The following is a 24,577-nucleotide window of genomic DNA, read 5'->3' as shown; positions in this document are numbered from 1 at the left end:
ATGCTGCAAAAACAATAGACTTCTTGCATTACTTGTTAAAAAATTGCAAATATTTGTAAAAAAGATACTAATAGAAAAATATAATTTTAATTAATTATGTTTTTTATTTAAAAATTTAATATTTTTCCACAACGAAAAATTAATTTATTATTTAAATTATTTAATTTTAAATAAATATTTTATGTTAAATATAATAATTGTAAATTATAAATTGAGGCAATTAAATTAAATCTTAAACCAAATCTTTTTCTTCGATTACGATATTTTTCTGTAATAATTTTAAATTTTTTAAGAATAGCAAAAATATTTTCAATAATAATTCTCATTTTTGAAACTAGTCTATTATATTGCTTTTGTTCTTTGTTTAAAGGGTTTTTCTTTGTTTTCTTTGTAGGTATTAGAACATTATTGTGATTTTTTTGTATTCCTTGATAACCACTATCAACTATTAATTTGGTATTTTTTAAAATTGGGATTTTTGATTCTTTAAATAAAGCATAATCATGTTTTTTTCCGAGCGAAAAACTTGTTGCAATAATTTTTTTGGTTTCTTGTTCGATAATTACTTGTGTTTTGATCGTATGTTTTTTCTTTTTACCAGAATAAGATTGTTTTTGTCTTTTTTGGGCGTTGGATTGGAGTTTCGGTAGCATCAATAATAATATTTTTATCATTAAAATAATCATTTATTAGTGCTTTTTTACCAGCAAGTTGTTGAAAATCAGAGTTTTTAATTAAAATATCTTCAATTCACTTAATATTACGATAACAATTAGCCTCACTAATATCAAAACTTTTACCAAGATGAAAATAAGTCTGATATTCTCGTCAATATAATAAAGTCATCAATAATCTATTTTCTAATGATAATTTATTAGTTTTACCACCTTTTTTAAATTTTTCTATTTCAGCAACTTTTAAAATATCTAACATTTTATTAAAAGTGGATTTTTTTATTACTGTTAATTTTAACCATTTTCTATCATTAAGAGTATTAAATTTATTATTGTTCATATTTTTATTTCCTCATAAATTATATTTTATAATAATATTTTAATAAAAAATGGTATCGCAAGAAGTCTAATATATAACACAAAAAGATGGTTTGTCACAAAATGACAATATTTTTGCTTGCTAAAATAAATTAAACCACCTAACGCAAATAACAAAATTAATAAATCCGTTTGAACACTCCATCAACTAATAAAATATCATGAGTAACTTAACCAATTTAATTGATAATGAAATAAACTATAAAAATAAGTTAACGCTAAAATAATAATTTCCAAACTAAAAAGAAGACTACAATAAATTAAATTTTTAATCTGTATTTGTTTTGACATATTACTGCTTGTGATGATGATATTTATTATACAAGATATTTTTACTAATTTGATATTTGCTAGCAACAAAATCAATTGCTTGTCTAACTCGATAATTTTTATTTTTAATTAATTGATCAATTTCATTAATTAAAACTTCATCAGCAACGATGCTTTTTGGTTCACAAGTAAATCCATCAACAACAATTACATATTCACCAAAAGCAACATTTTATTCTTCTGCTAAAAATGTTAAAACTTCTTGGCAAGAACCACGATATCATTGTTCATAAATTTTTGTAAGTTCCTTCACCACTGCAATTTGACGATCACCCAGCACCGTAAAAATTAGTTTTAATGTTTCTAACAGACGGTGTGGTGCTTCATAAAAAATAACTGGGTATGGTAGCTGTGCAATTTGTGCTAATTCATTAGTTTTCTTTGTTTTAGTTTTATCTAAAAAACCAAAAAATAAAAAATGTTTTGGATTAAGACCTGAGCTAACAATCGCATTTAAAGCAGCATTTGCTCCACTAATTGGCACAACATCATAAGGATACTCCGCTAAAATTTTATGAACAGCATAATAACCCGGATCACTAATTAACGGATAACCAGCATCACCAATAATAGCAATCGATAAATTAGCTGTTAAATCATTAATCATTTCTGTAAACCGTTCAATTTCATTTTCTTTATTTAATGAAACTAATTTTTTCTTTAGATTAAAATAATTTAACAATTTTAAAGTATTACGAGTATCCTCACAATAAATTTTTTGAACATTATTTTTAATAACATCAATCGCTCGTGGTGTCATTTCTTGTAAGTTCCCAATTGGTGTTGCAATTAAATAAACTTTGGGCCGATTACTTTTAAAACCATATTGCTTAATTTTATTTGCCATTATAAAGACTCATTAGTTTATCAAAACTATCACCTTGAACCAAATATTGGGAAATAATTTGAGAAACTCTTTCTAGAAGGTCATTATTAATAATTGCTAACTGATCAGCGCTAAATTTTCCTAAAACCCAGTTGCGAAGCGGGATTTGATTATGCTTACCAATTCCTAACTTAATACGCAAAAAATTTTCACTACCTAACTTGTGAATTAAATCTTTAATACCATTATGCCCCGCACTTGAACCATTCTTTTTTAATTTTATAACATTAAAGGCAAGATCTTTATCATCATAAATAACAATGATATCTTCTAACGTTAATTTATAAAATTGTTTAATTAATAAAACGGCATCACCACTTAAATTCATAAAAGTTTGCGATTGACAAAAAAGAACTTTTTCATTGTTAATTGCTGTTTCTCAAACAAAAGCATTAAAAACATTACGAGGTTTTGTTAAATTAAACTTAACAACTAGTTTATCAATTGCTAAAAATCCGATATTATGTCTTGTATAACTATATTCACAACCCGGATTACCCAAACCCACAATTAACTTCATAATTTCGCTCCTCTTTATTTCAACACCCGTTGATAAATTTTATCAACATTACGTAAAAAATAATTAATATCAAATAACTGGTCTAGTTCTGATAATGTTAAATATTTTGCAACATCATTTTTAATCAAGACTGTTTTAAAATCAATTTGTTGTTGTGTAAGTAAGGTGCATTTTTGAATAAAATCATAAACTTCTTCCCGCGAATAATTAGTTTTTTTCAAAATTTTTGTTAAAACAACTTGGCTAAAATAAAGATTATTCGCTTGTTGTAAATGTTCATTAATCTTAATTGGATTAACAACTAAATCTTCAAGAACAATAATCATTCGTTTTAACAAATAAACAACTAACTGATATGTGTCAGGAATAATAATTCGTTCATTACTACTATGTGAAATATCACGTTCATGTCATAATAAATTGTTTTCAAAAGCAACATTCATGTTGCTACGAATTAAACGAGCTAATCCTGAAATATTTTCCGCACTAATTGGATTTTTTTTATGGGGCATTGAAGATGACCCTTTTTGGGTTTTACTAAAGCCTTCGGCAATTTCGTTAACTTCTGAACGTTGAAAGTGGCGAAACTCTAAAGCCATTTTTTCTAATAAACTAGCAATTTGTCCAAAACTAGTGAACAACGCAACATGATAATCACGGGAAGTAACTTGAGTTGCAATTGGATCAATTTGTAATCCTAATTGTTGTGCAACATATTCTTCGACCGCCATTTCAACATGAGCAAAATTACCGACTGAACCAGAAATTTTTACAACTTCAATCCCTTGTGCTGCTGCATTAAAACGAATGATGTTTCGTTCTAATTCTGCATACCAAAGTAAAAATTTTAATCCTAATGAAGTTGGTTCAGCAAACATCCCATGGGTACGCCCCATAATTAGTTGCTTTTTATATAAGAGGGCTAACGATTTTAAAACTGTTTGCAACAGATGCAAGGATTTTTTAACAACTTCATTTGAAACTTTAATTAAATAATTTTGACTAGTGTCAACAACATCAGTTGATGTTAAACCATAATGAATTCATTTCTTTTCTGGTCCTAATGTTTCAGACAACATGCGGGTAAAAGCAACAACATCATGTTTTGTTTCAACCTCTAATTCTAACATTCGTGATAAATTTACTGTTAAATGTTCTTTAATTTTTTTAATATCGCCAGGAGGAATTAAGCCAATTTTAGCTCAACCTTCACAAACTAATAGCTCTACTTTTGCTCAAGTATTATATTTATTTTCATCACTTCAAATTGCTTCCAACTCTGAAACAGCATAACGATTAATCATTAGAAAATTCCCTCATTCATTAAAATGGTTTGTTCACGATCAGGACCAACCGAAAATAAACTAATTGGTACTCCAACAATTTCTTCTAATTTCATTAAATATTGTTGAGAATTATGTGGTAGTTCTTCAAATGACGTCACTTTACTAATATCCTCTTCTCACCCTGGCATTGTAATTAAGATTGGTTTACATGCTTCATATTCTTTAATTGTACTTGGAACATAATCAATTTGTTGACCTTCATATTCATATCCAACACAAATTTTCAATTCCTTAATTGATGATAAAACATCTAACAACATTATTGCCATACTAGTATAACCACTAATTCGTAATGAATGTTTCATTAAAACACCATCGAACCACCCGATTCGCCGCGCGCGACCAGAAACAGTACCATACTCGCGTCCTACTTCGCGAATATATTGTTCTGTTTCGCCGAAAATTTCTGATGGAAACGGACCAGTTCCAACTCGCGTATTATAAGCTTTGACAATTCCAATAACATTATTAATATAACGCGGGGCAATTCCAACCCCAACCGGAATTGATGCAGCTGTTGGATTAGAAGATGTCACAAAAGGATAGGTTCCGTGGTCTAAATCCAGCATTACTCCTTGGGCTCCTTCAAATAAGACTTTCTTATGGGCATAAATCGCATTATCAACTAAAATTGAAGTATCAGTTACCTTTGTTTTAATTTGTTGGAATAAATCTAAATATTCTTTTCAAATTAATTTTGGTTCAAATCCTTCACTATTAAAAATCTTTGTTAAAATTTCATTTTTAAATTTCAAATTATTTTCTAATTTTTGTAAAAATCCAGCTTCATCAAACAAATCACCTAAACGAATCCCAATTCGTTCGGCCTTATCCTGATAACAAGGTCCAATTCCTTTTTTTGTTGTTCCAATTGAATCTTTTTGGCGATATTCTTCTTGCAATTCATCAATTTTCATATGATATGGAAAAATTAAATGTGCTCGATCACTAATCCGTAGATTGCTACAGTCAAACCCATTTTCTTGTAAATAATTAATTTCACTAACTAATTTTCGTAAGTTAACAACACAACCATTCCCAATTACATTAATTGAATTTTTATTAAAAACACCCGAAGGAACAATACTTAACTTATATTTTGTTCCCTTAATCACAATTGTGTGCCCAGCATTATCGCCACCCGCTCAGCGCACAATAACATCAGCTTTTTGGGCAAAATAATCGGTAATTTTACCTTTTCCTTCATCCCCTCATTGACTACCAACAACCGCTAATGTTCGATAATTTGTACCACTCATAACTTATTCCCAACCTTTCTACCTTTTAATCTTAATATAATTTTCAATGATTTTACATTTTTTCTCTTTATTTAGTCTTAATTACCGCTTGGATAAAACCATTAAATAATGGGTTTGGTTTGTTTGGCCGTGAAGTAAACTCAGGATGATATTGCGCAGCAATATAAAACGGATGATCACGTAATTCAATAATTTCAACCAAGTTTTTTGTCTCATAAAGGCCACTAAAAACTAATCCTGCTTGTTCTAATTGTTGACGATAATCATTATTAACCTCATAACGATGACGATGACGTTCTAATACTTCATCTTTACCATATAATTGATGAGCTAATGTATTTGGAACTAAAGTTGTTTTATAATTTCCTAATCGTAACGTTCCACCAATATCTTCTGTTTTATCTTTGCCACGAATCAGATCAATAACAGCATTATTTGTTTTAACTAGTTCAGAAGAATTTGCATCCTCAATATGACAAACATTACGAGCAAATTCAATCACTGCTGCTTGCATTCCAAAACAAATTCCTAATAACGGAATCTTATTTTCACGGGCAAACTGACAAGTCAAAATTTTCCCCTCAAAACCTCGTTTACCAAAACCACCAGGAACTAAAATTCCCTTTGCATTTTGAAATAACTGTTGATAATTATCGACAGTAACATCTTCAGCTTTAATTCAATCAATTTTAATTTGAACACTATTTTCATAACCAGCAATTCGTAATGATTCACTAACAGATAGATAAGCATCTGGTAACTCAATATATTTTCCGACCAACTTAATTTCAATTGTTGTTTGTGAATGTTCAATTTTTTCAACAAATCGCTTTCATTCCGTAATATCTGTTTTTGTAATGTTTAAATTTAACAAATTACTAATCACTTGCTGCGCATTCTGCTGATACATTTTCATTGGTACTTCATAAATACTCGCAGCATCAGTTGCAACAAGAACATTACTTTTTTCAATATTAAAAAATAAAGCAATCTTTTCAATTAAACTATCATCTAATAATTGTTCTGCGCGAGCAACAACAATGTCGGGTTGAATTCCTAATGATAATAATTCTCGCACTGAATGTTGCGTTGGTTTTGTTTTTGATTCCTTTGAAGCAGCAATATACGGAACTAATGAAACGTGCATATATATCACATTTTCACGACGTTGTTCCATTCGGACTTGGCGAATTGCTTCAATAAAAGGTAATGATTCAATATCACCAACAGTACCACCAATTTCAGTAATAATAATATCAGCTTTTGATGTTTCTGCGGCATAATATACCTTCTTTTTAATTTCATTAGTAACATGTGGCACCACTTGGACTGTTCCGCCATCATATTCACCACGACGTTCCTTTTCAATTACATTTTTATAAATTTGTCCTGAAGTAATATTTGATTCTTTTGTTAAGTTTTCATCAATAAAACGTTCATAGTGTCCTAAATCTAAATCAGTTTCTGCACCATCAGCTGTAACAAAAACTTCCCCATGTTGATAAGGGCTCATTGTTCCTGGGTCAACATTTAAATATGGATCAAATTTTTGCATAAAAACATTTAATCCACTTGCTTTTAATAAGACACCAATTGAAGAAGCAGTAATTCCTTTCCTCAGACCGCTTACAACTCCTCCCGTTACAAAAATATATTTTGCCATCGTATTTTCATCCTTTCATCCCCAAATAAAAAGAGTTTAGAAATTAACAGGGTTGTCAGTTCTAACACTCTTCAATCTTGGTATTAATTATTTTCTTCCATTTCCTTTTCAAGAGCTTTTCAGTCAATTTCTTCTGTAATACCCAATTTAGCGGCTACTGTCTCATCGTCATCATCAACAGAATAATCATTCGTCAACTCATCATCCTCAACTTCAATTTTGACAAAATCATCCTCTTCATTATCATCTTCATCTAAAGTATCATCAAAATCAAGAGTGTCAATCAATGATTCCTCTTCTTCATCTTCTTCCTCTTCATCTAAATCAATATCTTCAAATTCTTCTGTTGTTTCAAATTGATCAGTATAATCATATTGTTTTTTAATATCATCATATTTTAAAAATTCACGCAACCCTCACATACCTTCACTTGTTAAGACAAAACGATTATCTAAAACTAAATCAGTATATAATTCCGCAATAACGTCTTCCTTACTTGTTCCGTGTACTATTACAGCACTTTGTGAAGCAATCTCATTTCAAATATTTTCAAAAGTATCACTTCCACCTTTTTTCTTTAAACATAAATACACTAACTCTAATAATTCTACACTATCGTTCATTAATTTAAACCTTTCTTACTAACTACTTTCATATCTTTCACCAATTGAAAACCAAATTGTTGTTGCAGTTTCTTTGTTATTATTTTTAAATGCCAAGACTTCTGACACTTCCATAATGCATTTTATACCATCAGGAGTATCAATATAAATTGGTTTTGTATCACTATCATATAATTTAACTGGTTTTAGGTTATATTCAACCATAAAATAATTATAATGGTTTTTATATTTTTTTATCAAATTATTTTTAATTTCTTCTAAATTTCTTTTATCATTATTTACTTTTCGTAAAAACTGACGATTTGTTAACATTTTAATTAAAGTAACTAAAATTTCATCATTTTCCTGCTCTAACATTTTTAAATAAGTAAATAAAGTGTAATCATCTAATAAACAATACTCTTCTGCTTTCATCATTTTACCATCAAATAATGGCCTTAATAATGTTACAATATCTTTATTTTTAAAAGGATATTTTTCATGGTACAAATCACATAAACGCTTAAACATCATTTTAAAAGTTAAATCAAAACCAATGCTTAATGGGTGTAAATAAATTTGTTTATACATATGATAACGACCAATTAGAAAGGATTCAATTGCATACTGAACTTTTAACGGAAAAATGATTTTTTTGTCTTTAATAAACAAGTGCCGAATAATTCATTGCGTATCAACATGACTATAACCAACACCACTTGTTTGGCCATCACGTAATAAGTAATCCATCCGATCAGCGTCTAATTGCGATGAAACTAATGATGATAAAACACTATCCTGATGTTTTCCTTCAATAATCATACATAATTCATTAATTTCATCTGAACTAAATTCTTCAATTAAAATCTTATTAATATTTGATGTTGGACTTTTGATTAATAATGTTGAATAACTTTCGTGGTTAATATTACTATTCGTAATTTTATTAATCATTTCAAAAGTATGCGAAAAAGGACCATGCCCAATATCATGCAATAATCCTGCTAATTTAACCAATAATTGTTCATGTTTACTATACATTTCTTGAAAACTTGGTGTTTCTAACATTTTACTAACCAAATGATAAACACCAATACAATGTGAAAAACGCGTATGCGACGCACTTGGAAAAACATATTGTCCCCCTGCTAACTGACTAATGCGACGTAACCGCTGAAATTCTGGAGTATTAATTAATTTGACAGCAATTTCTTCAATAATTTCAATATCACCATGAACACTATCCCGGATTGTTAAGGGTAATTTCATCATCTTTATTGTAATTTTGTAATATTACTAATTACTTGTTCCTTTCCTAATAAATAAATAACCTTTGCTAGTTCTGGTCCGTGTTCTTGATGAGAAGTAAAAATTCGAATTGGCATAAATAGATTCTTTCCTTTCATTTTATACTGATCACCCATCTTTGTAATTAGGTCTTTAATATTTGTTTCTGTTCAATCTGATAACTCATGTAACTGTGTTTTAAAAGTTGCAATCATTGTCTCATAACCACTTAATTCTATTAACATTCCCCTTGTTGCTGATGCTAACTGCGCAACTGGTTCAAAGAAAGATTTTGCTAATGTAACAATTTCCGCACCATATTGAAGTTCTTTTTTATAAATTAATAATAACATATTTACTCATTCTGGGGTTTTTTTTGTTAAATCAAATGCTTGCGCTAAAAAAGGTCGAACAAAAGCAAGATAATCTTCATCGCTAAGTTGTTTAAGATAATAATTATTCATTCAAGTTAATTTTTTAACATCAAACATACTTGGCGATTTACTAAATCGTTTTTCATCAAATAACTTAATTAATTCATCGTGAGAAAAAATTTCTGCTGTTCCCAATGGTGATCATCCTAATAAACTAATAAAATTAAAAATTGCCGTTGGTAAATAACCTAAGGTACGATACTGACTAATAAACTGCACTAAATGACTATCACGTTTTGATAGTTTTTTATGTTGTTCATTAACAATTAAAGTTAAATGCGCAAAAATTGGTGGTGTTACATTAAAAGCTTGGTAAATCATTAATTGTTTAGGGGTATTAGAAATATGTTCTTCACCGCGAACAACATAACTAATTGCCATTAACATATCATCAATTACTACTGCAAAATTATAAGTTGGAATTCCGTTTGATTTTAAAATAACTCAATCCCCAAGGTCTTTTGATTCAAAATGAACCGAACCACGAACTAAATCATCAAAATCATAACTAGTGTTATCGGGAACAAAAAAGCGCAAATTATATGGCGTATTATTTGCTAATTTTGTTGCAACTTCAGTTGCTGATAATTTTCAGCATTTTCGATTATAACGTGGAGCAAGGCGTCCTGCCGCTAATTGCGCTTCACGATCTTGTTCTAATTCAGTTGGGGTGCAGAAACAATAATATGCTTTTTTCATATCTAATAACTCTTGAGCATATTTTTGATACAAATCTAACCGTTCTAACTGGCAATATGGCCCATAAGCTCCTGGTCGATCAATTGTTTCATCTGGTTCAATTCCTAATCAGCGTAAATTATCTAATTGTGATGCAATTGCTCCATCAACATTACGTTCTGTATCAGTGTCTTCAATCCGTAAAACAAAAACACCTTGATAATGTTTCGCAAATAAATAATTAAATAAAGCTGTTCTTGTATTCCCAATATGTAAAAATCCCGTTGGACTTGGTGCATAACGTAATCTAATCTTTTGACTCATTTTAGTTCCTCATTCTAACTTCTAACAATTGTCTTTTTTAACTAGCAGCAATGTTGTATAACTTTGAATAATGTTAGTAAAGTTTTTTTCTGTTGTTGTTGCTTTAATATTAATATTTTCATCTTCTAATTGTAATAATTGTTTTAAATTCATCTTAATTGATGTTTTATATTCTTTTAATTTTGGCGCATCAACAATAATCGTTGTATCAATATTAACAATTTGATAATTTTGCTTAGCCATTAAAGTTAGTGCTTGCTTTAAAATTACTTGTGAATTAATATTTTTGTTTGTTTCATCAAACCAATCACCTAAATCGCCAAGTCCTAAGGCTCCAATAATTGCTTCACTAATTGTGTGTAACAAGATATCACCATCCGAAACAGCTTCAACTTGATGTTGACAGGGAATAAAAATTCCTCCCAAAAGTAATCCTGTTCCTGCTTTTAAATTATGTAAATCATAACTATTACCAATCCGCATTATTATTCTCCTTAAACATTAAATTTGAAAAAGCAAATATCACCATCTTGCATGATATAACTTTTTCCTTCACTCCGTAAACGACCATTTTCTTTTATCGCTTTTTCACTACCGTATTTGATTAAATCAGCATATGAATATATTTCGGCACGAATAAAACCACGTTCAAAATCAGAGTGAATAAGACCCGCACACATTGGTGCTGTTGAACCCTTCTTAAAAGTTCAGGCACGAACTTCTTGTTTTCCCGCCGTAAAAAATGTTTGTAATCCTAATAAGGCATATGATTTTTTAATTAATTGATTTAACCCTGTTTCTTTAATACCATAATCTTCCATTAACAGAGCACGATTAGTTACATCTAACACCGATAATTCTTCTTCAATTTTGGCACAAATAACAACAACTTCAATCCCATTTTGTTTGCCATATGCCTTTACGTTTTCAACATAAACATTATCTCGTTGACTCAAATCATCTTCAGCGACATTAGCAACATAAATAAATGGTTTAATTGTTAATAAATTAAAACTTTTTACAGCTCTTAATTCATCTTCTGATAACACAAGATCTTTTAATAACTTGTTTTGTTCTAATGTTGCTGCTAACTTTAATAACAACTCATATTCAAGAACATCATCTTTTTGTTTTAGGGTTTGCGCTTTTTTCGCCACTTTATCAATTCGTTTCTGAATTTGTTCTTGATCATAAATAATTAGTTCCAAATTAATAATTTCAATATCACGAATTGGGTCAACTGTTCCTTCAACATGTGTAATATCTTTATTATCAAAACAACGAACAACCATACAAATTGCATCCGTTTCGCGAATATTTTGTAAAAAAGCATTGCCTAAGCCTTCTCTTTTACTAGCGCCAGCAATTAATCCGGCAATATCATAAAATTCAAATGTACTACGAATTGCTTTATTTGGTTCACAAAGATTAATTAAAGTATCCATGCGTTCATCAGGAACTTCAACTGTTCCAACATTAGGATTAATTGTTGCAAACGGATAGTTTGCTGCTTCAACTTGTGAATTTGTAATTGCGTTAAATAAAGTTGATTTACCAACATTTGGTAAACCAACAATCCCCATTTTTAATGCCATCTTTTTTCTTCCTTACTATCAACTAATCATCTGTTAAACCTAATAATTCTAAAATTCGGTTTAAATCTTTTAATCCATGGTAACTAATAACAACCTTATCAGCATCAATAACGACCTTTGTTCCTAATTTTCGCATAATTTTATTTTCTAAAAATTCATTAACAGTTCGTTTCCCCGAATCTTTTTTATTAGTTTCTTGAACTTTACTTTGTTTTGTCCCATAAGTTTTAACTAATTCTTCAACTTGGCGCGCATTTAAATTAAGACTGACAATTTTATCAACAACCTTTTTAAATTCACTCTTATCAATGTGAAGACTAATTAACGGTTTCACTTGTCCCATCGTAACTTTATTTTCTAATAATAATTTCTGAACATCAGCTGGTAAAGTTAATAAACGTAAGGTATTTGTAATATGACTCCGTGATTTTCCAATTCGTTTTGCTAATTCATCTTGGGTTAAGTCTAGTAACGCAATTAATTCCTTATATGCATTTGCTTCTTCAATCGTATTTAAATCAACCCGTTGGATGTTTTCAACCAATGCCACTTCTTTCATTTGTTGATCATTAAAATCAACAATGATTGCTGGAATTTTTGTTAACCCCGCTAATTTAGCAGCGCGACTACGACGTTCTCCCGCCACTAAATAATAACCACTACTTGTTTTTTTAACAATTATTGGTTGAATTAAACCATATGCTTTAATTGATTGTGCTAATTCTGCCAACTCTTCGTCATTAAAAGTTTTTCGTGGCTGATGTGGGTTTGGAAAAATTTCTGTTAGCATAATTTCATTTGCTGTTGCTTTTAATTCATCGCTACTTTCAATTTCTTTAATTACATCGTTAATTCCTTCACCAAAAATTTTATCCAATCCCTTTGAACTTAATCGACTCTTATTGTTTGCCATTATTTGCCAACACCTCTCTCGTTAATTCTTCATACGCAATTGCCCCGGCGCCACCTTTATCATAATCAAAAATACTTAATCCATGTGAGGGTGATTCACTAATTTTAATATTACGGGGAATATGCGTTCGATATACTTTTTCATTAAAATATTTTTTAACTTCTGCCATTACTTCAAATGATAGTTTTGTTCGTGAATCAAACATTGTCAGAACAATCCCTTCAATGGTTAAATTTTTATTAAACATTTTTTGTACAAAGCGAATTGAAGTTAACAATTGGGCTAAACCTTCTAATGCATAATATTCCGCTTGAATTGGAATTAAAACTGAATCAGCACAAGCTAACGCGTTTCGATTAATTAATCCTAATGACGGTGGACAATCAATTAAAATAAAATCATATTTATCACGAATCGGTTTAATCCGGTCAAGTAACAGACTTTGATTATCATCTAATTTTTCCATTAAATAAATATCTGCTCCCGCTAACGAAATTGTTGCTGGTGCTAAATCAACATTATTGATAACGCCTGGGATAATAATATTTTTTAACGGCACTTGACCAACTAAAACATCATACATACTCATCCCATCATGAATTTTATCTTTATTAGCCCCCGTTCCTGTTGTCGCATTTCCCTGGGGATCAATATCAACTAATAAAACTTTTTTCCCAGTTCGCGCTAAGCCCGCCGCTAAATTAATTGAAGTTGTTGTTTTTCCAACCCCACCTTTTTGGTTTGTGATTGCAATAATTTTCCCCATAATTTTCCTCTCTTTGCTCTGTAACTAATAATTTTATATACTACTATTATATAACACTTTACCCAATTGGGAATTTTTTTATTTGATTAAAACTGCGTGGATATGGTTTTACTGTTGGTGCGGTTTTAATAAAATAACAAATATTACGTTCTCCTAATGGAAGAATATTTTCATATTGTGTCTGTTCTAACTTTAAATTTAAGGCCTTTAATGTTGCTTGTGCTGTTGCTAATTCGTTAACAATATTAGGTCCTTTATAACAAATAATTTTTCCCTGCACTTTAACCATTCGCACAACTAATTCTAACAACATTCCTAAATTAGCAACAGCTCGTGAGACAACATAATCAAACTGTTCACAATGTTGTCAACTGTAATTTTCTGCACGAGCATGAACAATTTCAACATCATTTAACTGTAACTTGGTAATTAACCGTTGCAAAAACAAACAACGTTTTTCTAATGCTTCAATAATCGTTAATTTAATTGTTGGACAAAATATTTTCAGAATAATCCCCGGAAATCCAGCGCCACTCCCAACATCAACAACTTTTACTTTATCACTAAACGTATAATTTTTTAACACTAATGCTGAATCTAGAAAATGTTTAATATAAACATCCTCACGAATAACAAGGGTTGTTAAATTCATTACTTTGTTTTGCTCAATCAAATATTGATAATATTGTTCTAATTGTTCTTCTTGCTGTTGGTTAATAACAAGCTCAGAAAAATAATCATTAATTAGTTTGATCATCATAACCCCTCATAACTTTTAATTGCGTTAACATTATAACAAGATATTTGTTAATATATAAATAGATAATAAAAATTATTCAAAAGGAGAGTTAAAAATGACGAAAAAAGCGTTAATTGTTGTTGATTATCAAAATGACTTTGTTAATCCAAAAGGAGCATTATATGTTTCTGGAGCAGAAAAACTTCATCATCAAATTGTAAAGTTAATTAAAACGTTTCAAAATAATAAAGATTTAGTTGTTGCCACAAAAGATTTTCATCCCAAAGATCACTGTTCATTTACAAAGTGACCACCACATTGTCTTGCCAATAATTGAGGAAGCGAACTTTATCAATTACCAGAAAGTTATTTTAATAAAATTATTTTAAAAGGAACAGCACAAGACATTGACAGTTATAGTGCCTTTTTCAATGATAATCAAATTTCGAACGGTTTACATGAATTCTTACAAGAACAAAATGTGACAGACCTTGTCCTGGTTGGTGTTGCATTAGATGTTTGTGTTTCTGCAACTTTAACTGATGCTATTAAATTAAATTACCATGGTTATCTTGACCTAACATATAGTGTTGGCCTTAACCCCCACATTACCTTTTAAAAAAACTATTATCTTAATAAATAATAGTTTGTTTAAAAATCATCATCGTCAAAATCAATGTTTTTTACCCGCATAATGGTTTCACCGTTTGGCAATTGACCAATCCGCCCGCTGCTACTGCCCCTTCATTTAACTTGATAATAAATAATTCCTTGAGCGTGTAGTAATTTTAACAACTCAATCCAATTGTATAATTGATCGCGATACATTCAACGCTTTTCGCTATGAGCTTCAATTAAATTACGATTATAAAAACTGTGTGGATGTGATCACATTCTAATTTGCCGCATTGTGTTTTCACGTTTTGACACAATTTCAAGATTTTCAGCACGATTATCGCGGGGATTACCATTAATATGATCAATCGTCATATTTGGTGGTACTTGGCCAATAAATAATTCAACAACTAATTTATGCAGCGGTTTTGTTTTTGTTTTTCCTTCTTCACGACGACGAACTAAAAAATAATTTGTATTTTTTGGTTTTTTTAGTTCCTTAACTTTCTTTGTCATATTGTTACGAATACGACCCATATTACTAATCTCAAGATAAGGAAAATCAGGATGAATTTTTCAAATTTCTGTGTTTTTTGTTTTGTTCATTTTTAACCTCTTACTTTTTTGAAACTGCCTTATGATTGGTAATATAAAAACAATATGGTTTTAACTTAAAATTAGTTGCATAATCAATATTAACCCGTGGCGTTGTTGTAATGTCAAAAACACTTGGCGTTGTTTCTTGCCCTAAATATAGTGTTGAACTTTTGATAAGGTTAAGCCCATCATCAGTTTTATTAATTTTTAAATAACGTGACAGTTTTCCTGGACCATTTGCTAAATTAGGTTTACTAATAAAATTAGGAATTGTTTCATCAAGAATAATTTCACCAGCTCGTAACAAAACAGCACTCGGATAATAAACTTGATCAGTAACAATATTAAGACAAAAATACATCCCATAAATCATAAAAATATGGGCATAACCACCTTGTCAAAATAATGTTTCACTACGTAAACTTCGTTTATTGTTAAAATCATAATTAGCATCATCGTTTGGTCCATCATATGCTTCTGTCTAAATAATTTTACAAATATTTTTTTCCCATCAATAATACGAATTAAATACTTTCCTAATAATTGTTTTGCAACAATAATAGCATTTTGCGAAAAAAAAGCAGAATCTACTAATCATGTTAAATTTAACATTTTTGCGAAAAAAACATAACAAAAATTATTACTAATTTGTTATGTCTTCTTAACCAATCTTTTCACATTGGTCAAAATCAACTTCGGTGGAAGTTAAACGACCAAACATCTCTAAATTTACTGTTGCAATTCCTTTTGAAGTATCAATTTTTGTAACTTGTCCTTCCATATCAACAAAAGTTCCAGATAGAATACGAACATAATTGTTAACTTCAAAGTTTGCAACAAACACTTTTTTAACTTTTTTCCCTTGTTGTGCTGCTGCTTTTTTAGCTGCTAGTGATTTTGAAAGCATTGTTTTTGCTTCTTGGTCAGTTAATGGAAACGGTTTTGTCCCGCGTCCTGATGAACCAATAAACCCGGTAACACCAGTTGTATTTCGAACAATATATCAGGCTTCATCATTCATAATCATATTAATAAAAATATATCCTGGATAAACGTTTTTTTCTATTGTCTTCCCGTTTTTGGGTGGGACTGTCTCTTTTACAACTATAATATCAAAAACAACATCTTTCATATTTAATGATTCTACCCGTTGAATTAAATCATCACGGACACGATCTTCGTGACCAGAATAACAATTAATTACATATCATTTTCCAGGATACTTCGTAACATCATCGAAATCTTCACTGTTATCCAGGTTATCATTATTTGCCTCTAGTTCTGTCATTGTGTTCTGTTCTGTCATTATTTTGCTCCTTTAATTTTTTCTTATCGTACTATTATTATATAATGCGCGCGACGATTAGTAAGTGGTGTAAAACTAAATCCAATACTAAATAAAATATTGCAAAAGCAATAATAAATAAAATTGTTATTAAAAATTTGCGTCCTAAACTACCTTTACTTGTCCAACGAATTCTTGTTACTTCTTTGGCCATTTTAACAGGAAATTCACGAAATGCTAATTTTCAATTTGTTCTTTTACTTTTATCGGAATGTTTACTTTTAAAAAGACCTTTTTTAATTGGCTCACCATTTTCGTCAATTTCTGGTGCAGTAATTTCTTTTTTTGTTCCAATTTGAATTGGCGCTGTTTTACTTGCTTTTTTTTGAAAAATTAGCGCTGCTTTCTCATTTTTCTTTTGCAGCTTTAACGCTTTTTTTTCTTCTTTTGTTAAAACTGGTTTAATTTCTTTTTTTGCGTTATCATCTTTCGCTTTTTTAGTCATTGCGAACACCTACCTTGTTTCTTTATGTTTCGTATGCTTGTTACATGTTTTACAAAATTTATTTATTTCTAACCGCTCTTTTTGTGTCATCTTATTCTTAAATGTTGAATAATTTCGATTTAAACATTCCGAGCATACTAATATAATTTTTTCGCGCATAATATTCACCATATTTAATTATAGTATATTAATAAAAATATTGATATACTTAATTTAATTATTTTTATAAAAATCCTTTGTTTTTTGCATAATTCGTTGCATTGCATTATCAACTTGCCAATAATCTAGGGCTAAAAGTTGATGAATATTATAAATATTTTCCCCTGCATACCATAATCGAAAAACTTCTTTTTCTAATGGTGATAACCGTTGATAAAATAATTTAATAACTTGTTTTTGTTCATCAAAACGCGCAATTTTTGTTGAAAAATATTCTTCATTGTTTGTAACATTATCATTTGCTAGTTTAACATAATAATTCAAAACGCGATTTCGCATATTTAAACATTGGCGAATTTGCTTATGAATATCTTATGTATAACGTTGAAAAATAAAATCTTTTAGTTTTTTCCGTGACTGAGGATTATACATTTTCGCACTTTCTAGGACAGAAAAATACTTCAAACTCTCTAAATCGGATAATTCAATTGGCAAAGCAAAATACTTATAAAACGTTCGTCGTTTTACCTCTTCTAGAAAGGGGGCATATAATTTATATAAATTAGGTTGTATGTATTATTTAAGGGTTTTAATTAATATCTTAGAAATTGTGGAATAATATACCACTTACTTATCTATAGTATATAACTTTTAATTTTATTGTCAATAATATTTTAGTATTTTTTAAATTTTTTCACAACAAAAAATATATTTTTATTAAAATTACTTAATTTATTATATAAAATTAATAAAGATATAAGTTTTGTTGTAATTTTTTATTAAAATTATTAACTGAATAATTAATTCTATTTTCTTCTAATGGTTCATTAGTGTTAAATAAATTAATTTTATTTTTAAAATTCATCATACTAGTATTTAATTTATTTTTAAGAGTTTTTTCATGATAAGTTGCTTTTTTAACCAAAACACCCTTACAGTAATGTGATATATCACCTTCAATATGACAACCAATATTATTTCATAATATTTGATTTCTGACACCCTCTTCATTATTTTTAATTAATTTAATTGTTTCTTTTAAGAATTTCATTTTTGATTCTTTTATAAAAGAAGAACTGTTTTCTAAGCATTGTAATAATTCTTCATATTTTGCATTATAAAAATAATCAACGGTTTTATGATAAGTTTCTCTATTTTCTTTATTTTTATTTTGAAACGGATATAGTTTTTTAAATCTACTTGTAAGATGAAATTTATCTATGGTGTAATGTACTTTATTTTTAGGGAAATATTCTTGAATAACTTTTGCAATATTTTTAATTCAAGGTGCACCATCACCTAATACCATAATTTCAATATTGTCATTAATATCATAATAACTTGTAATTAATATAAGTAATTTATTAACAAAATTAGTTAATTTACTATTTTTTCTAATATATTCTGGAATGTTATCTAATTCTATAACACCCAATTTATTTTCAATTACAGGTCTTTTTTTAGTTGATTTTGCTTTATCAAAACCAGTATAAACAGTTGAAAATATACTATGTTTTTTTATTTTCTGTTTTCCTATTTTATTTTCATTTCACATTTTTAAAAAAGTTCCATCAATTTGAATATATAAAGTATGCGGTATTTTTATTTTTTTATTAGTTTTATTAAGATAATATTCTTTATCAGTTTTTGCATTTTTCATAATATTTGAAATTGTTTTTATACAAATTTTTACATGTTCCATAGTATCTAAAATATCTTGATATGTTTTTTTCTTGCCAATAAATGATAATATTTTTTCTTTAACAGAATTATCTATTCTTTGTCATTTTTCAATTACTAAAAGTTTATCCAAAGGAAAAATATATTCTTCTTTACCTGTTTCTGGATTAATTTTATAATATCTTCTTCTTTTAAAAGTTATTTTCCCATTTAAAATAGTTAATGTTCTTGGTTTTATTTCTTTTACTTTATAATCTTTAAATTCTTTTAAAGTTTCATCAATTTTATAATTTTTAAAAATTCATTTATCATAATTTTCTAAATTTTGTTGAATAATTTCAATACTTTGTTTATCTAATAAAATATTAAAATTGTTAAAAAAGTTGTTATCAACATTTATCATTTTTTACCCTCTTTTCTTAATTTCAAACATTATCACAAAAATAATAAAAAATCAAAAAAGATAGTAATTTTTATTTAATATGTTATAATATAGGTGTTAATTTATTTATTAGCAAATTAATTTAACTAAGAAGGTAAAGAAATTTACCTTTTTTTTATTTTAATTAAGAATGTAAATAAAAAGAACCGGCCAAGTTCTTTCGTACATGTTTTTTCTATACTTATATTTAACCATATAATTTTTATAATTGCAATTTTAGTATGAAACAAGGAGTAAAAATGAAAGAATTTAATCCAAAAACAGCAAGTTTACGAACAATTTACCGTAAAATAGAAGAATTTTGACAAGATAAATCATCTAATAAACCATATACATTGAATGATTTAACCAATAAATTCAACCTTTCTTGCAAGTGAAGATATGATACTTATGCGAGCGAAAAGATAGTTCCTTTGCTTGAAAAACAAGTTGATAGAATTGAAAGTGAAATAATTGAATATATGATGCGTTCGCCTGATGGTGCTAAATTATATTGACAACGAGCATTTAATTATAAATATTCACTGCAAGAAAAAGAACTTGAAAAAGAATTAAATTTAAATAATCAACAACCAATAATAGTTAATTTACAAACTGATATTAGAGATATTAAAAAAGAAAGTGATAATAATGCTTAATCATTTTACTTATTTGTTAGAAACGCCTTATTGGTTATTACAAAATAGTAATGTTGGTGATAAATATCCATTTGCTAAAAAATATGAATTAGTTAATGAAATTAATCAAATTGGAACACGATATAGTGGTAAAACTATTTCAAATATTAAAATGTTTGGTGAATTATTAAAAATTAGTTTATTGATTAAAGAACCAATTTGTATTATTGCTAGTATGTATTGAAGTAAAGATTTAAAAGATAGTGTCTTTCAAAACATATGAAATATGTTAGATGAAAATAATATTTCTTATACTATTAATTTATCTAATTTTACTTTTACTTTATCAAATGGGAGCAAAATATATTGTAAAGGTTTACATTCACCAAGTCGAAAAGAAAAATTAAAAGCTTTTGCTGATTTAAATAAATATAAATTAGTTATTGATTGAAGAGAAGAATGTGATCAATTTCAACAAAAAGATTTAAGTGATTTAGAATTTGCTATTCGTGGTTATCAAAATAAAATAACAATTAATACATGTAATCCTGAAAGCTTAAAAAGATATATTGTTGGTTATTGTAATGAATTATTACCTTTTAATGAAGAAATAATGCGTAGTAAATATGAACAAATTAATTATATTGAAAAATGAAATATGAAGATTATTATTCATTATTCTAGTTGAAGACTTAATTATGAATTACCACAAGATAAAGTTAATGAACAATTAAGATTAGAACAATTAGATATTGAAAGAGCAAGAGTATGAAGTTGAGGACTGCCTGGGAATACTAGTGGTTCAATTTTTGCAAGATATATTGATATTATGCAAGCAACAGATATTATTCAACCAACTAAATTATTAGGTGGTGTTGACTTAGCAAACTCTACTAGTCCCAAAGGACATACAACAGCATCGAGCTTTTGAATATATAATTCATTTGATAAAAAAGCCTATAAAGTTGCTGAATATACACACTCAAATGCTACGCAACAATTTAAAGGACCATTAGAACAAGTAAAAGATATTTTAGAGTTTTACAACAATCAATTAAACCAATATTTTAATTTAATACAACAAGGAATATCAATTAATGTTGATGATAGTGCTTATGCAACATTAGAAAGTTTAAATAGAGAAAAATATAATTATACTTTTGGTCAATACATGAATTTTAAACCAGCACAAAAGCAGAAGTTTAAAATAAAACATCGTGTAGAAGCATTTACAATGTTAATAAATACTAATCAATTAAAATGATTATGAGAAAAATGTCCTGTAAGTAAAACCCAATATGAATTAATTCAATGAGAAGATAAACCCGATGTAAGAGAAGAACGAATGTTAGATTTATATGATGATACATTTGATAGTGATTTTTATGCTTTACACTTTGAATTAATACCAATGGTTAAACATAATAGTTCATCCGATTATAAATTATGACAACAAAGGGAGTGATTAACTTAATGAAAAAAGATATTTATGTAATACATGATGAACGTGTAATAAATGCAAAAAGACCTTATATGTCTGTTTGTGGACAAGTTAAAAAAAGACTTTGTCAAGAATTAAAAAAAGATAATATAGCAATATGTAAATTAAATTTATATAACGAATATATTAAGAAATATCAAAAAATTAAAGTATGTGTACAAGTTTTATCAAATGAACCAAATTTATTAACAGTAAATATTATTAATTATGCACTTATTTTAAAATTAAAGGAGCAAAATAACAATGAATAATACTTTCCCTAGTTTACCAAACTTAAATGATATTAATAGTGTTTTAAAATTTTATAATTATGATTGAACTATTAATTTAGCAAATATTATTGCTCGCCATCAAATGCGACTAGTAAATGGTAAAGATATTTTATTTAAGTCTCATCGTAAAGACATTTTAGAAAAATTAAATTGATGATATGAAACTTATAAAATAAAAGAAAAATTAGATAAAAATGAATTAACAGCCAGTTTAATGGGTAAAACTATCTTTGGTTTATTAGAAACTAGTGATGGCAATATTGATTTATGAATTAACCCATTTAACTTTACTTCAAGAGTAAGCAAAATAAATGAAATTGAACAAGGTGCTGATATTTGATTAAATTATCATCAATCAGATAGTGGTTTTATTTTAAATTTAATTTGTACCAAAGATAAAATAATTATTAAAGGTTGACCAAAAAATAATGAAGTAGTTGTTGGGCAAAGTAAAACACAAATTAAAGATGATGTTAGACCTGTTTTAGTACAAGAATTTAAAAACAAATTAGGTATTGTCCCTTTTTGAGAAATGATTAATGAACCTAATCCATTATTTTTATCAACTTCAACAACATTAAACCCATGGCCTACTATGGCAAATTGTTATAAATTACAATTTGATTTAGAAGATAGTTTTAATATTAAATCAAAAGAAAGATGAGCAAATCGTACTCATTGATATGGGGTATTAGATGATGATTTAATGACTGCTTATAACAAAGGCAATAAAAAAGTATTACAAGATGCTTTTGATGATATTTTTATTCAATCAGGTCAATCAGCAGTAGATGGTCAATTATCACAATCTTTACAAGTAGTACAAGGTACACCAACCTTAGAAACATATACCGAAGACGAAAAATCAATTATTGAACAAGTATATTTAGCATGTCATTTTTCTAGTCCTTTTGGTGATAAATCAGATAATGACCAAAATAAAACACAATCTTTATTAACTAAAACCAAAGATTTAGAAAAACAAGCATATTTACAAGCATATCGTAAACAATATTATACAAAGATGTTTGATACTGTTTTAAAATATTATGGTTTATGAGATGGTGTTGGTGAACGACCTTATGGTTTTGATTTTGTTAGTGCTAGTTTAGTTGACCAAATGCGACAAAATGAATTAATTACTGCTAGATTAGATAATGGCACAATGGAACCAATAAGAGCAATTACTGAATATGATAATATTGATGAATTAGAAGCAAACAAATATTTTGAAAAAATAGAAAAATGACAAGATAAAATGCAAACCAAAGAAATTGAACATAATAATAAATTACTAGAATATGATGAAACTGGTAATAATCAAAATGCCTTACAAGGTAGAACAGAAATTAAGGAGAATTAACAAATGAGTAGAATTAATCCCGGAGTTATCGAAGAATTAAGAAGACAAGCCCACGATACTTTAATAGATATCAGAGAAAACATAAAAGACAATCGTCATTGAATGGTATTTCCTTTTAATGTTTATAGTTCATATATCCCTGATACTGAAACAGGATGAAAACCTAATAATGCAAAACCAAGTGATTATGGTAGTTATTCACGCATATTTGATAATATGGAAAGTACTATTGCTCAATGACAAAATAGTTTAAAAATAGTACAAAAATATAAAGGTGAAGAAATTAATATATTAACGATTGATGATTTTAATAAACAGCCAATTAATTCAACTATATGAGCCAATAATGAAACACCTTTGCTATAAAATTAAAAGATGAAAATAATAATGTTTATTGAAAATTAATTGATGGTGAAAATATTTATGATATTAATAGAATGCTAGAATACTTAAAGCAATATAAATTAAGTTATTTTATGAATAATGATAATAAAGCAGATAATTTTTATACTAAAGAAGTTAAGGTTGGGAAATATTGAGATGCTTATATGATTGATGATAGAAGTTCAATTCAATTTGGTGAAGCTAAATTTGAACAAGTATTTACTCAACAATCAACTGAAAGACAATATACTTTATTAATTTTAGATGAAGATGTCAATAAATTAAATATTAATGATTATTATAATTTTTATACTGTATTTAATGACCGTGGTTTAAATATTGGTGGGGGTAATATTAATTCTGCACCACAAGATAGACAATGATTATATCCATCTAATGTTATTAATTATTATTCACCTTATGATGGTAGTTTTTTATGACAAGAAATTACATTTTCAAGTATTAATGACAAAATTAGTAATAGTGGTTTATCAGTAAGACAATTTATACAAACAAGTGCCCCAGGTGAAGGTTATTGTTTTCCTAAAATAACTTATGATGAAAAACTAAATAAAGGTATTGTTGAATTAGATGAAGTTTTATTAAAAGACCCGGGGGTTAGAGCAATGGCAGTTAAATTTTATGGTAATCCTATCTTTTTTGATATGCCTGTAATTGGTCGGCCAATTATTAAAGGTCAATTTAATAAAAAAGTTATGAATTCAAGAGATTTATTAATGTATAACATGTATCCTTGTCCACC

Annotated in this window: 30 protein-coding genes; 7 read left to right on the top strand and 23 right to left on the bottom strand. The window is 28.0% G+C overall.

The genetic code is table 4. The features are described 5' to 3' along the window. Positions 1 to 179: 179 nt before the first annotated feature. The 16 genes from MSROBK_RS12845 to rsmG all read right to left on the bottom strand — a co-directional run bounded on the left by MSROBK_RS12845 (position 180) and on the right by rsmG (position 14,415). Positions 180 to 653, bottom strand: a complete 474-nt coding sequence (locus MSROBK_RS12845; RefSeq protein ID WP_181382060.1) for a transposase family protein — start codon at positions 651 to 653, stop codon at positions 180 to 182. After that, complete coding sequence (locus MSROBK_RS12840) at positions 595 to 1,014, bottom strand: transposase family protein (protein WP_040092869.1); 420 nt, start codon at positions 1,012 to 1,014, stop codon at positions 595 to 597. Before MSROBK_RS12840 ends, MSROBK_RS12845 begins: the two co-directional genes overlap by 59 nt. 26 nt (positions 1,015 to 1,040) lie before the next feature. Continuing rightward, positions 1,041 to 1,289 (bottom strand): hypothetical protein, encoded by a 249-nt coding sequence (locus tag MSROBK_RS02140; RefSeq protein WP_227991370.1) that lies wholly within the window; start codon positions 1,287 to 1,289, stop codon positions 1,041 to 1,043. Positions 1,290 to 1,554: 265 nt separating this feature from the next. Beyond that, complete coding sequence (gene rsmI / locus MSROBK_RS02135; protein WP_227991368.1) at positions 1,555 to 2,229, bottom strand: 16S rRNA (cytidine(1402)-2'-O)-methyltransferase; 675 nt, start codon at positions 2,227 to 2,229, stop codon at positions 1,555 to 1,557. Continuing rightward, positions 2,219 to 2,788 (bottom strand): aminoacyl-tRNA hydrolase, encoded by a 570-nt coding sequence (gene pth, locus MSROBK_RS02130; protein ID WP_040092867.1) that lies wholly within the window; start codon positions 2,786 to 2,788, stop codon positions 2,219 to 2,221. Before pth ends, rsmI begins: the two co-directional genes overlap by 11 nt. A gap of 14 nt (positions 2,789 to 2,802) precedes the next feature. Beyond that, positions 2,803 to 4,092: an adenylosuccinate lyase gene (gene purB, locus MSROBK_RS02125; protein WP_040092866.1), complete on the bottom strand. Its 1,290-nt coding sequence runs from the start codon at positions 4,090 to 4,092 to the stop codon at positions 2,803 to 2,805. Next, the gene (locus MSROBK_RS02120) at positions 4,092 to 5,393 is read right to left on the bottom strand and encodes an adenylosuccinate synthase (RefSeq protein WP_040092864.1); all 1,302 of its coding nucleotides are present in this window, start codon (positions 5,391 to 5,393) and stop codon (positions 4,092 to 4,094) included. Before MSROBK_RS02120 ends, purB begins: the two co-directional genes overlap by 1 nt. Before the next feature lie 67 nt (positions 5,394 to 5,460). After that, positions 5,461 to 7,056, bottom strand: a complete 1,596-nt coding sequence (gene pyrG, locus MSROBK_RS02115; RefSeq protein WP_040092863.1) for a CTP synthase — start codon at positions 7,054 to 7,056, stop codon at positions 5,461 to 5,463. 83 nt (positions 7,057 to 7,139) lie between these two features. Continuing rightward, on the bottom strand, positions 7,140 to 7,679 hold the full coding sequence (gene rpoE / locus MSROBK_RS02110; protein WP_040092862.1) for a DNA-directed RNA polymerase subunit delta: 540 nt from the start codon (positions 7,677 to 7,679) through the stop codon (positions 7,140 to 7,142). Positions 7,680 to 7,697: 18 nt separating this feature from the next. Beyond that, positions 7,698 to 8,930 (bottom strand): HD domain-containing protein, encoded by a 1,233-nt coding sequence (locus MSROBK_RS02105; protein ID WP_052443429.1) that lies wholly within the window; start codon positions 8,928 to 8,930, stop codon positions 7,698 to 7,700. Between the two features lie 2 nt (positions 8,931 to 8,932). After that, entirely contained in the window at positions 8,933 to 10,381 is a 1,449-nt protein-coding gene (gltX, locus tag MSROBK_RS02100; protein ID WP_040092861.1) for a glutamate--tRNA ligase, read from the bottom strand. Positions 10,382 to 10,402: 21 nt separating this feature from the next. Continuing rightward, positions 10,403 to 10,864, bottom strand: coding sequence for a 2-C-methyl-D-erythritol 2,4-cyclodiphosphate synthase (gene ispF / locus MSROBK_RS02095; protein ID WP_040092860.1), 462 nt, complete (start codon positions 10,862 to 10,864; stop codon positions 10,403 to 10,405). 11 nt (positions 10,865 to 10,875) lie between these two features. Further along, positions 10,876 to 11,976 carry a redox-regulated ATPase YchF gene (gene ychF, locus MSROBK_RS02090; RefSeq protein WP_040092859.1) on the bottom strand — a complete coding sequence of 367 codons (1,101 nt, stop codon included), beginning with the start codon at positions 11,974 to 11,976 and terminating at the stop codon, positions 10,876 to 10,878. Positions 11,977 to 11,998: 22 nt separating this feature from the next. Next, the gene (locus MSROBK_RS02085) at positions 11,999 to 12,889 is read right to left on the bottom strand and encodes a ParB/RepB/Spo0J family partition protein (protein ID WP_174842680.1); all 891 of its coding nucleotides are present in this window, start codon (positions 12,887 to 12,889) and stop codon (positions 11,999 to 12,001) included. Continuing rightward, positions 12,876 to 13,655, bottom strand: a complete 780-nt coding sequence (locus MSROBK_RS02080; RefSeq protein WP_040092857.1) for a ParA family protein — start codon at positions 13,653 to 13,655, stop codon at positions 12,876 to 12,878. Before MSROBK_RS02080 ends, MSROBK_RS02085 begins: the two co-directional genes overlap by 14 nt. Before the next feature lie 58 nt (positions 13,656 to 13,713). Then, a complete protein-coding gene (gene rsmG, locus MSROBK_RS02075; protein WP_227991365.1) occupies positions 13,714 to 14,415 on the bottom strand; it encodes a 16S rRNA (guanine(527)-N(7))-methyltransferase RsmG in 702 nt (233 codons plus the stop codon). A gap of 94 nt (positions 14,416 to 14,509) precedes the next feature. Here rsmG and MSROBK_RS02070 point away from each other — a divergent pair, with 94 nt between their 5' ends. After that, the gene (locus tag MSROBK_RS02070; protein ID WP_040092849.1) at positions 14,510 to 15,013 is read left to right on the top strand and encodes an isochorismatase family protein; all 504 of its coding nucleotides are present in this window, start codon (positions 14,510 to 14,512) and stop codon (positions 15,011 to 15,013) included. A gap of 32 nt (positions 15,014 to 15,045) precedes the next feature. Here MSROBK_RS02070 and MSROBK_RS02065 read toward each other — a convergent pair whose 3' ends face one another. The 7 genes from MSROBK_RS02065 to MSROBK_RS02035 all read right to left on the bottom strand — a co-directional run bounded on the left by MSROBK_RS02065 (position 15,046) and on the right by MSROBK_RS02035 (position 19,638). Next, positions 15,046 to 15,615 carry an HNH endonuclease signature motif containing protein gene (locus MSROBK_RS02065; protein ID WP_040092848.1) on the bottom strand — a complete coding sequence of 190 codons (570 nt, stop codon included), beginning with the start codon at positions 15,613 to 15,615 and terminating at the stop codon, positions 15,046 to 15,048. A gap of 10 nt (positions 15,616 to 15,625) precedes the next feature. Continuing rightward, positions 15,626 to 16,027 (bottom strand): DNA-3-methyladenine glycosylase, encoded by a 402-nt coding sequence (locus MSROBK_RS02060; protein ID WP_227991501.1) that lies wholly within the window; start codon positions 16,025 to 16,027, stop codon positions 15,626 to 15,628. 240 nt (positions 16,028 to 16,267) lie between these two features. Beyond that, on the bottom strand, positions 16,268 to 16,912 hold the full coding sequence (gene nusG / locus MSROBK_RS02055; RefSeq protein ID WP_040092846.1) for a transcription termination/antitermination protein NusG: 645 nt from the start codon (positions 16,910 to 16,912) through the stop codon (positions 16,268 to 16,270). Positions 16,913 to 16,949: 37 nt separating this feature from the next. Beyond that, positions 16,950 to 17,396: a preprotein translocase subunit SecE gene (gene secE / locus MSROBK_RS02050; RefSeq protein ID WP_040092845.1), complete on the bottom strand. Its 447-nt coding sequence runs from the start codon at positions 17,394 to 17,396 to the stop codon at positions 16,950 to 16,952. 9 nt (positions 17,397 to 17,405) lie between these two features. After that, a complete protein-coding gene (gene rpmG, locus MSROBK_RS02045; protein WP_071890193.1) occupies positions 17,406 to 17,555 on the bottom strand; it encodes a 50S ribosomal protein L33 in 150 nt (49 codons plus the stop codon). A 54-nt stretch (positions 17,556 to 17,609) separates the two neighbouring features. Beyond that, positions 17,610 to 17,894, bottom strand: a complete 285-nt coding sequence (locus tag MSROBK_RS11410) for a hypothetical protein (protein WP_227991364.1) — start codon at positions 17,892 to 17,894, stop codon at positions 17,610 to 17,612. Positions 17,895 to 18,300: 406 nt separating this feature from the next. Beyond that, positions 18,301 to 19,638 carry an Mbov_0401 family ICE element transposase-like protein gene (locus MSROBK_RS02035; RefSeq protein WP_040092844.1) on the bottom strand — a complete coding sequence of 446 codons (1,338 nt, stop codon included), beginning with the start codon at positions 19,636 to 19,638 and terminating at the stop codon, positions 18,301 to 18,303. Between the two features lie 278 nt (positions 19,639 to 19,916). Between MSROBK_RS02035 and MSROBK_RS02030 the strand changes: the two genes are divergently transcribed. The 6 genes from MSROBK_RS02030 to MSROBK_RS02005 all read left to right on the top strand — a co-directional run. Further along, on the top strand, positions 19,917 to 20,315 hold the full coding sequence (locus tag MSROBK_RS02030) for a hypothetical protein (RefSeq protein ID WP_040092843.1): 399 nt from the start codon (positions 19,917 to 19,919) through the stop codon (positions 20,313 to 20,315). Continuing rightward, positions 20,308 to 21,768, top strand: a complete 1,461-nt coding sequence (locus tag MSROBK_RS02025; protein ID WP_040092839.1) for a PBSX family phage terminase large subunit — start codon at positions 20,308 to 20,310, stop codon at positions 21,766 to 21,768. The genes MSROBK_RS02030 and MSROBK_RS02025 overlap by 8 nt, the downstream gene beginning before the upstream one ends. Then, positions 21,768 to 22,046 (top strand): hypothetical protein, encoded by a 279-nt coding sequence (locus MSROBK_RS02020; RefSeq protein WP_040093566.1) that lies wholly within the window; start codon positions 21,768 to 21,770, stop codon positions 22,044 to 22,046. Before MSROBK_RS02025 ends, MSROBK_RS02020 begins: the two co-directional genes overlap by 1 nt. Beyond that, the gene (locus MSROBK_RS02015) at positions 22,039 to 23,430 is read left to right on the top strand and encodes a hypothetical protein (RefSeq protein WP_040092835.1); all 1,392 of its coding nucleotides are present in this window, start codon (positions 22,039 to 22,041) and stop codon (positions 23,428 to 23,430) included. The genes MSROBK_RS02020 and MSROBK_RS02015 overlap by 8 nt, the downstream gene beginning before the upstream one ends. Positions 23,431 to 23,433: 3 nt before the next feature. Continuing rightward, positions 23,434 to 23,796, top strand: coding sequence for a hypothetical protein (locus MSROBK_RS02010; protein ID WP_105629227.1), 363 nt, complete (start codon positions 23,434 to 23,436; stop codon positions 23,794 to 23,796). Between the two features lie 110 nt (positions 23,797 to 23,906). Beyond that, positions 23,907 to 24,577 (top strand): hypothetical protein (locus MSROBK_RS02005; RefSeq protein WP_159373216.1); only part of this gene is annotated, 671 nt, incomplete at its 3' end.

Origin of the sequence: Spiroplasma poulsonii (assembly GCF_009866525.1) — a bacterium.
GTDB lineage: Bacteria > Bacillota_I > Bacilli_A > Mycoplasmatales > Mycoplasmataceae > Spiroplasma > Spiroplasma poulsonii.
The sequence above is the reverse complement of the archived record's forward strand: the minus strand, read 5'-3'. Positions and strand labels throughout refer to the sequence as shown.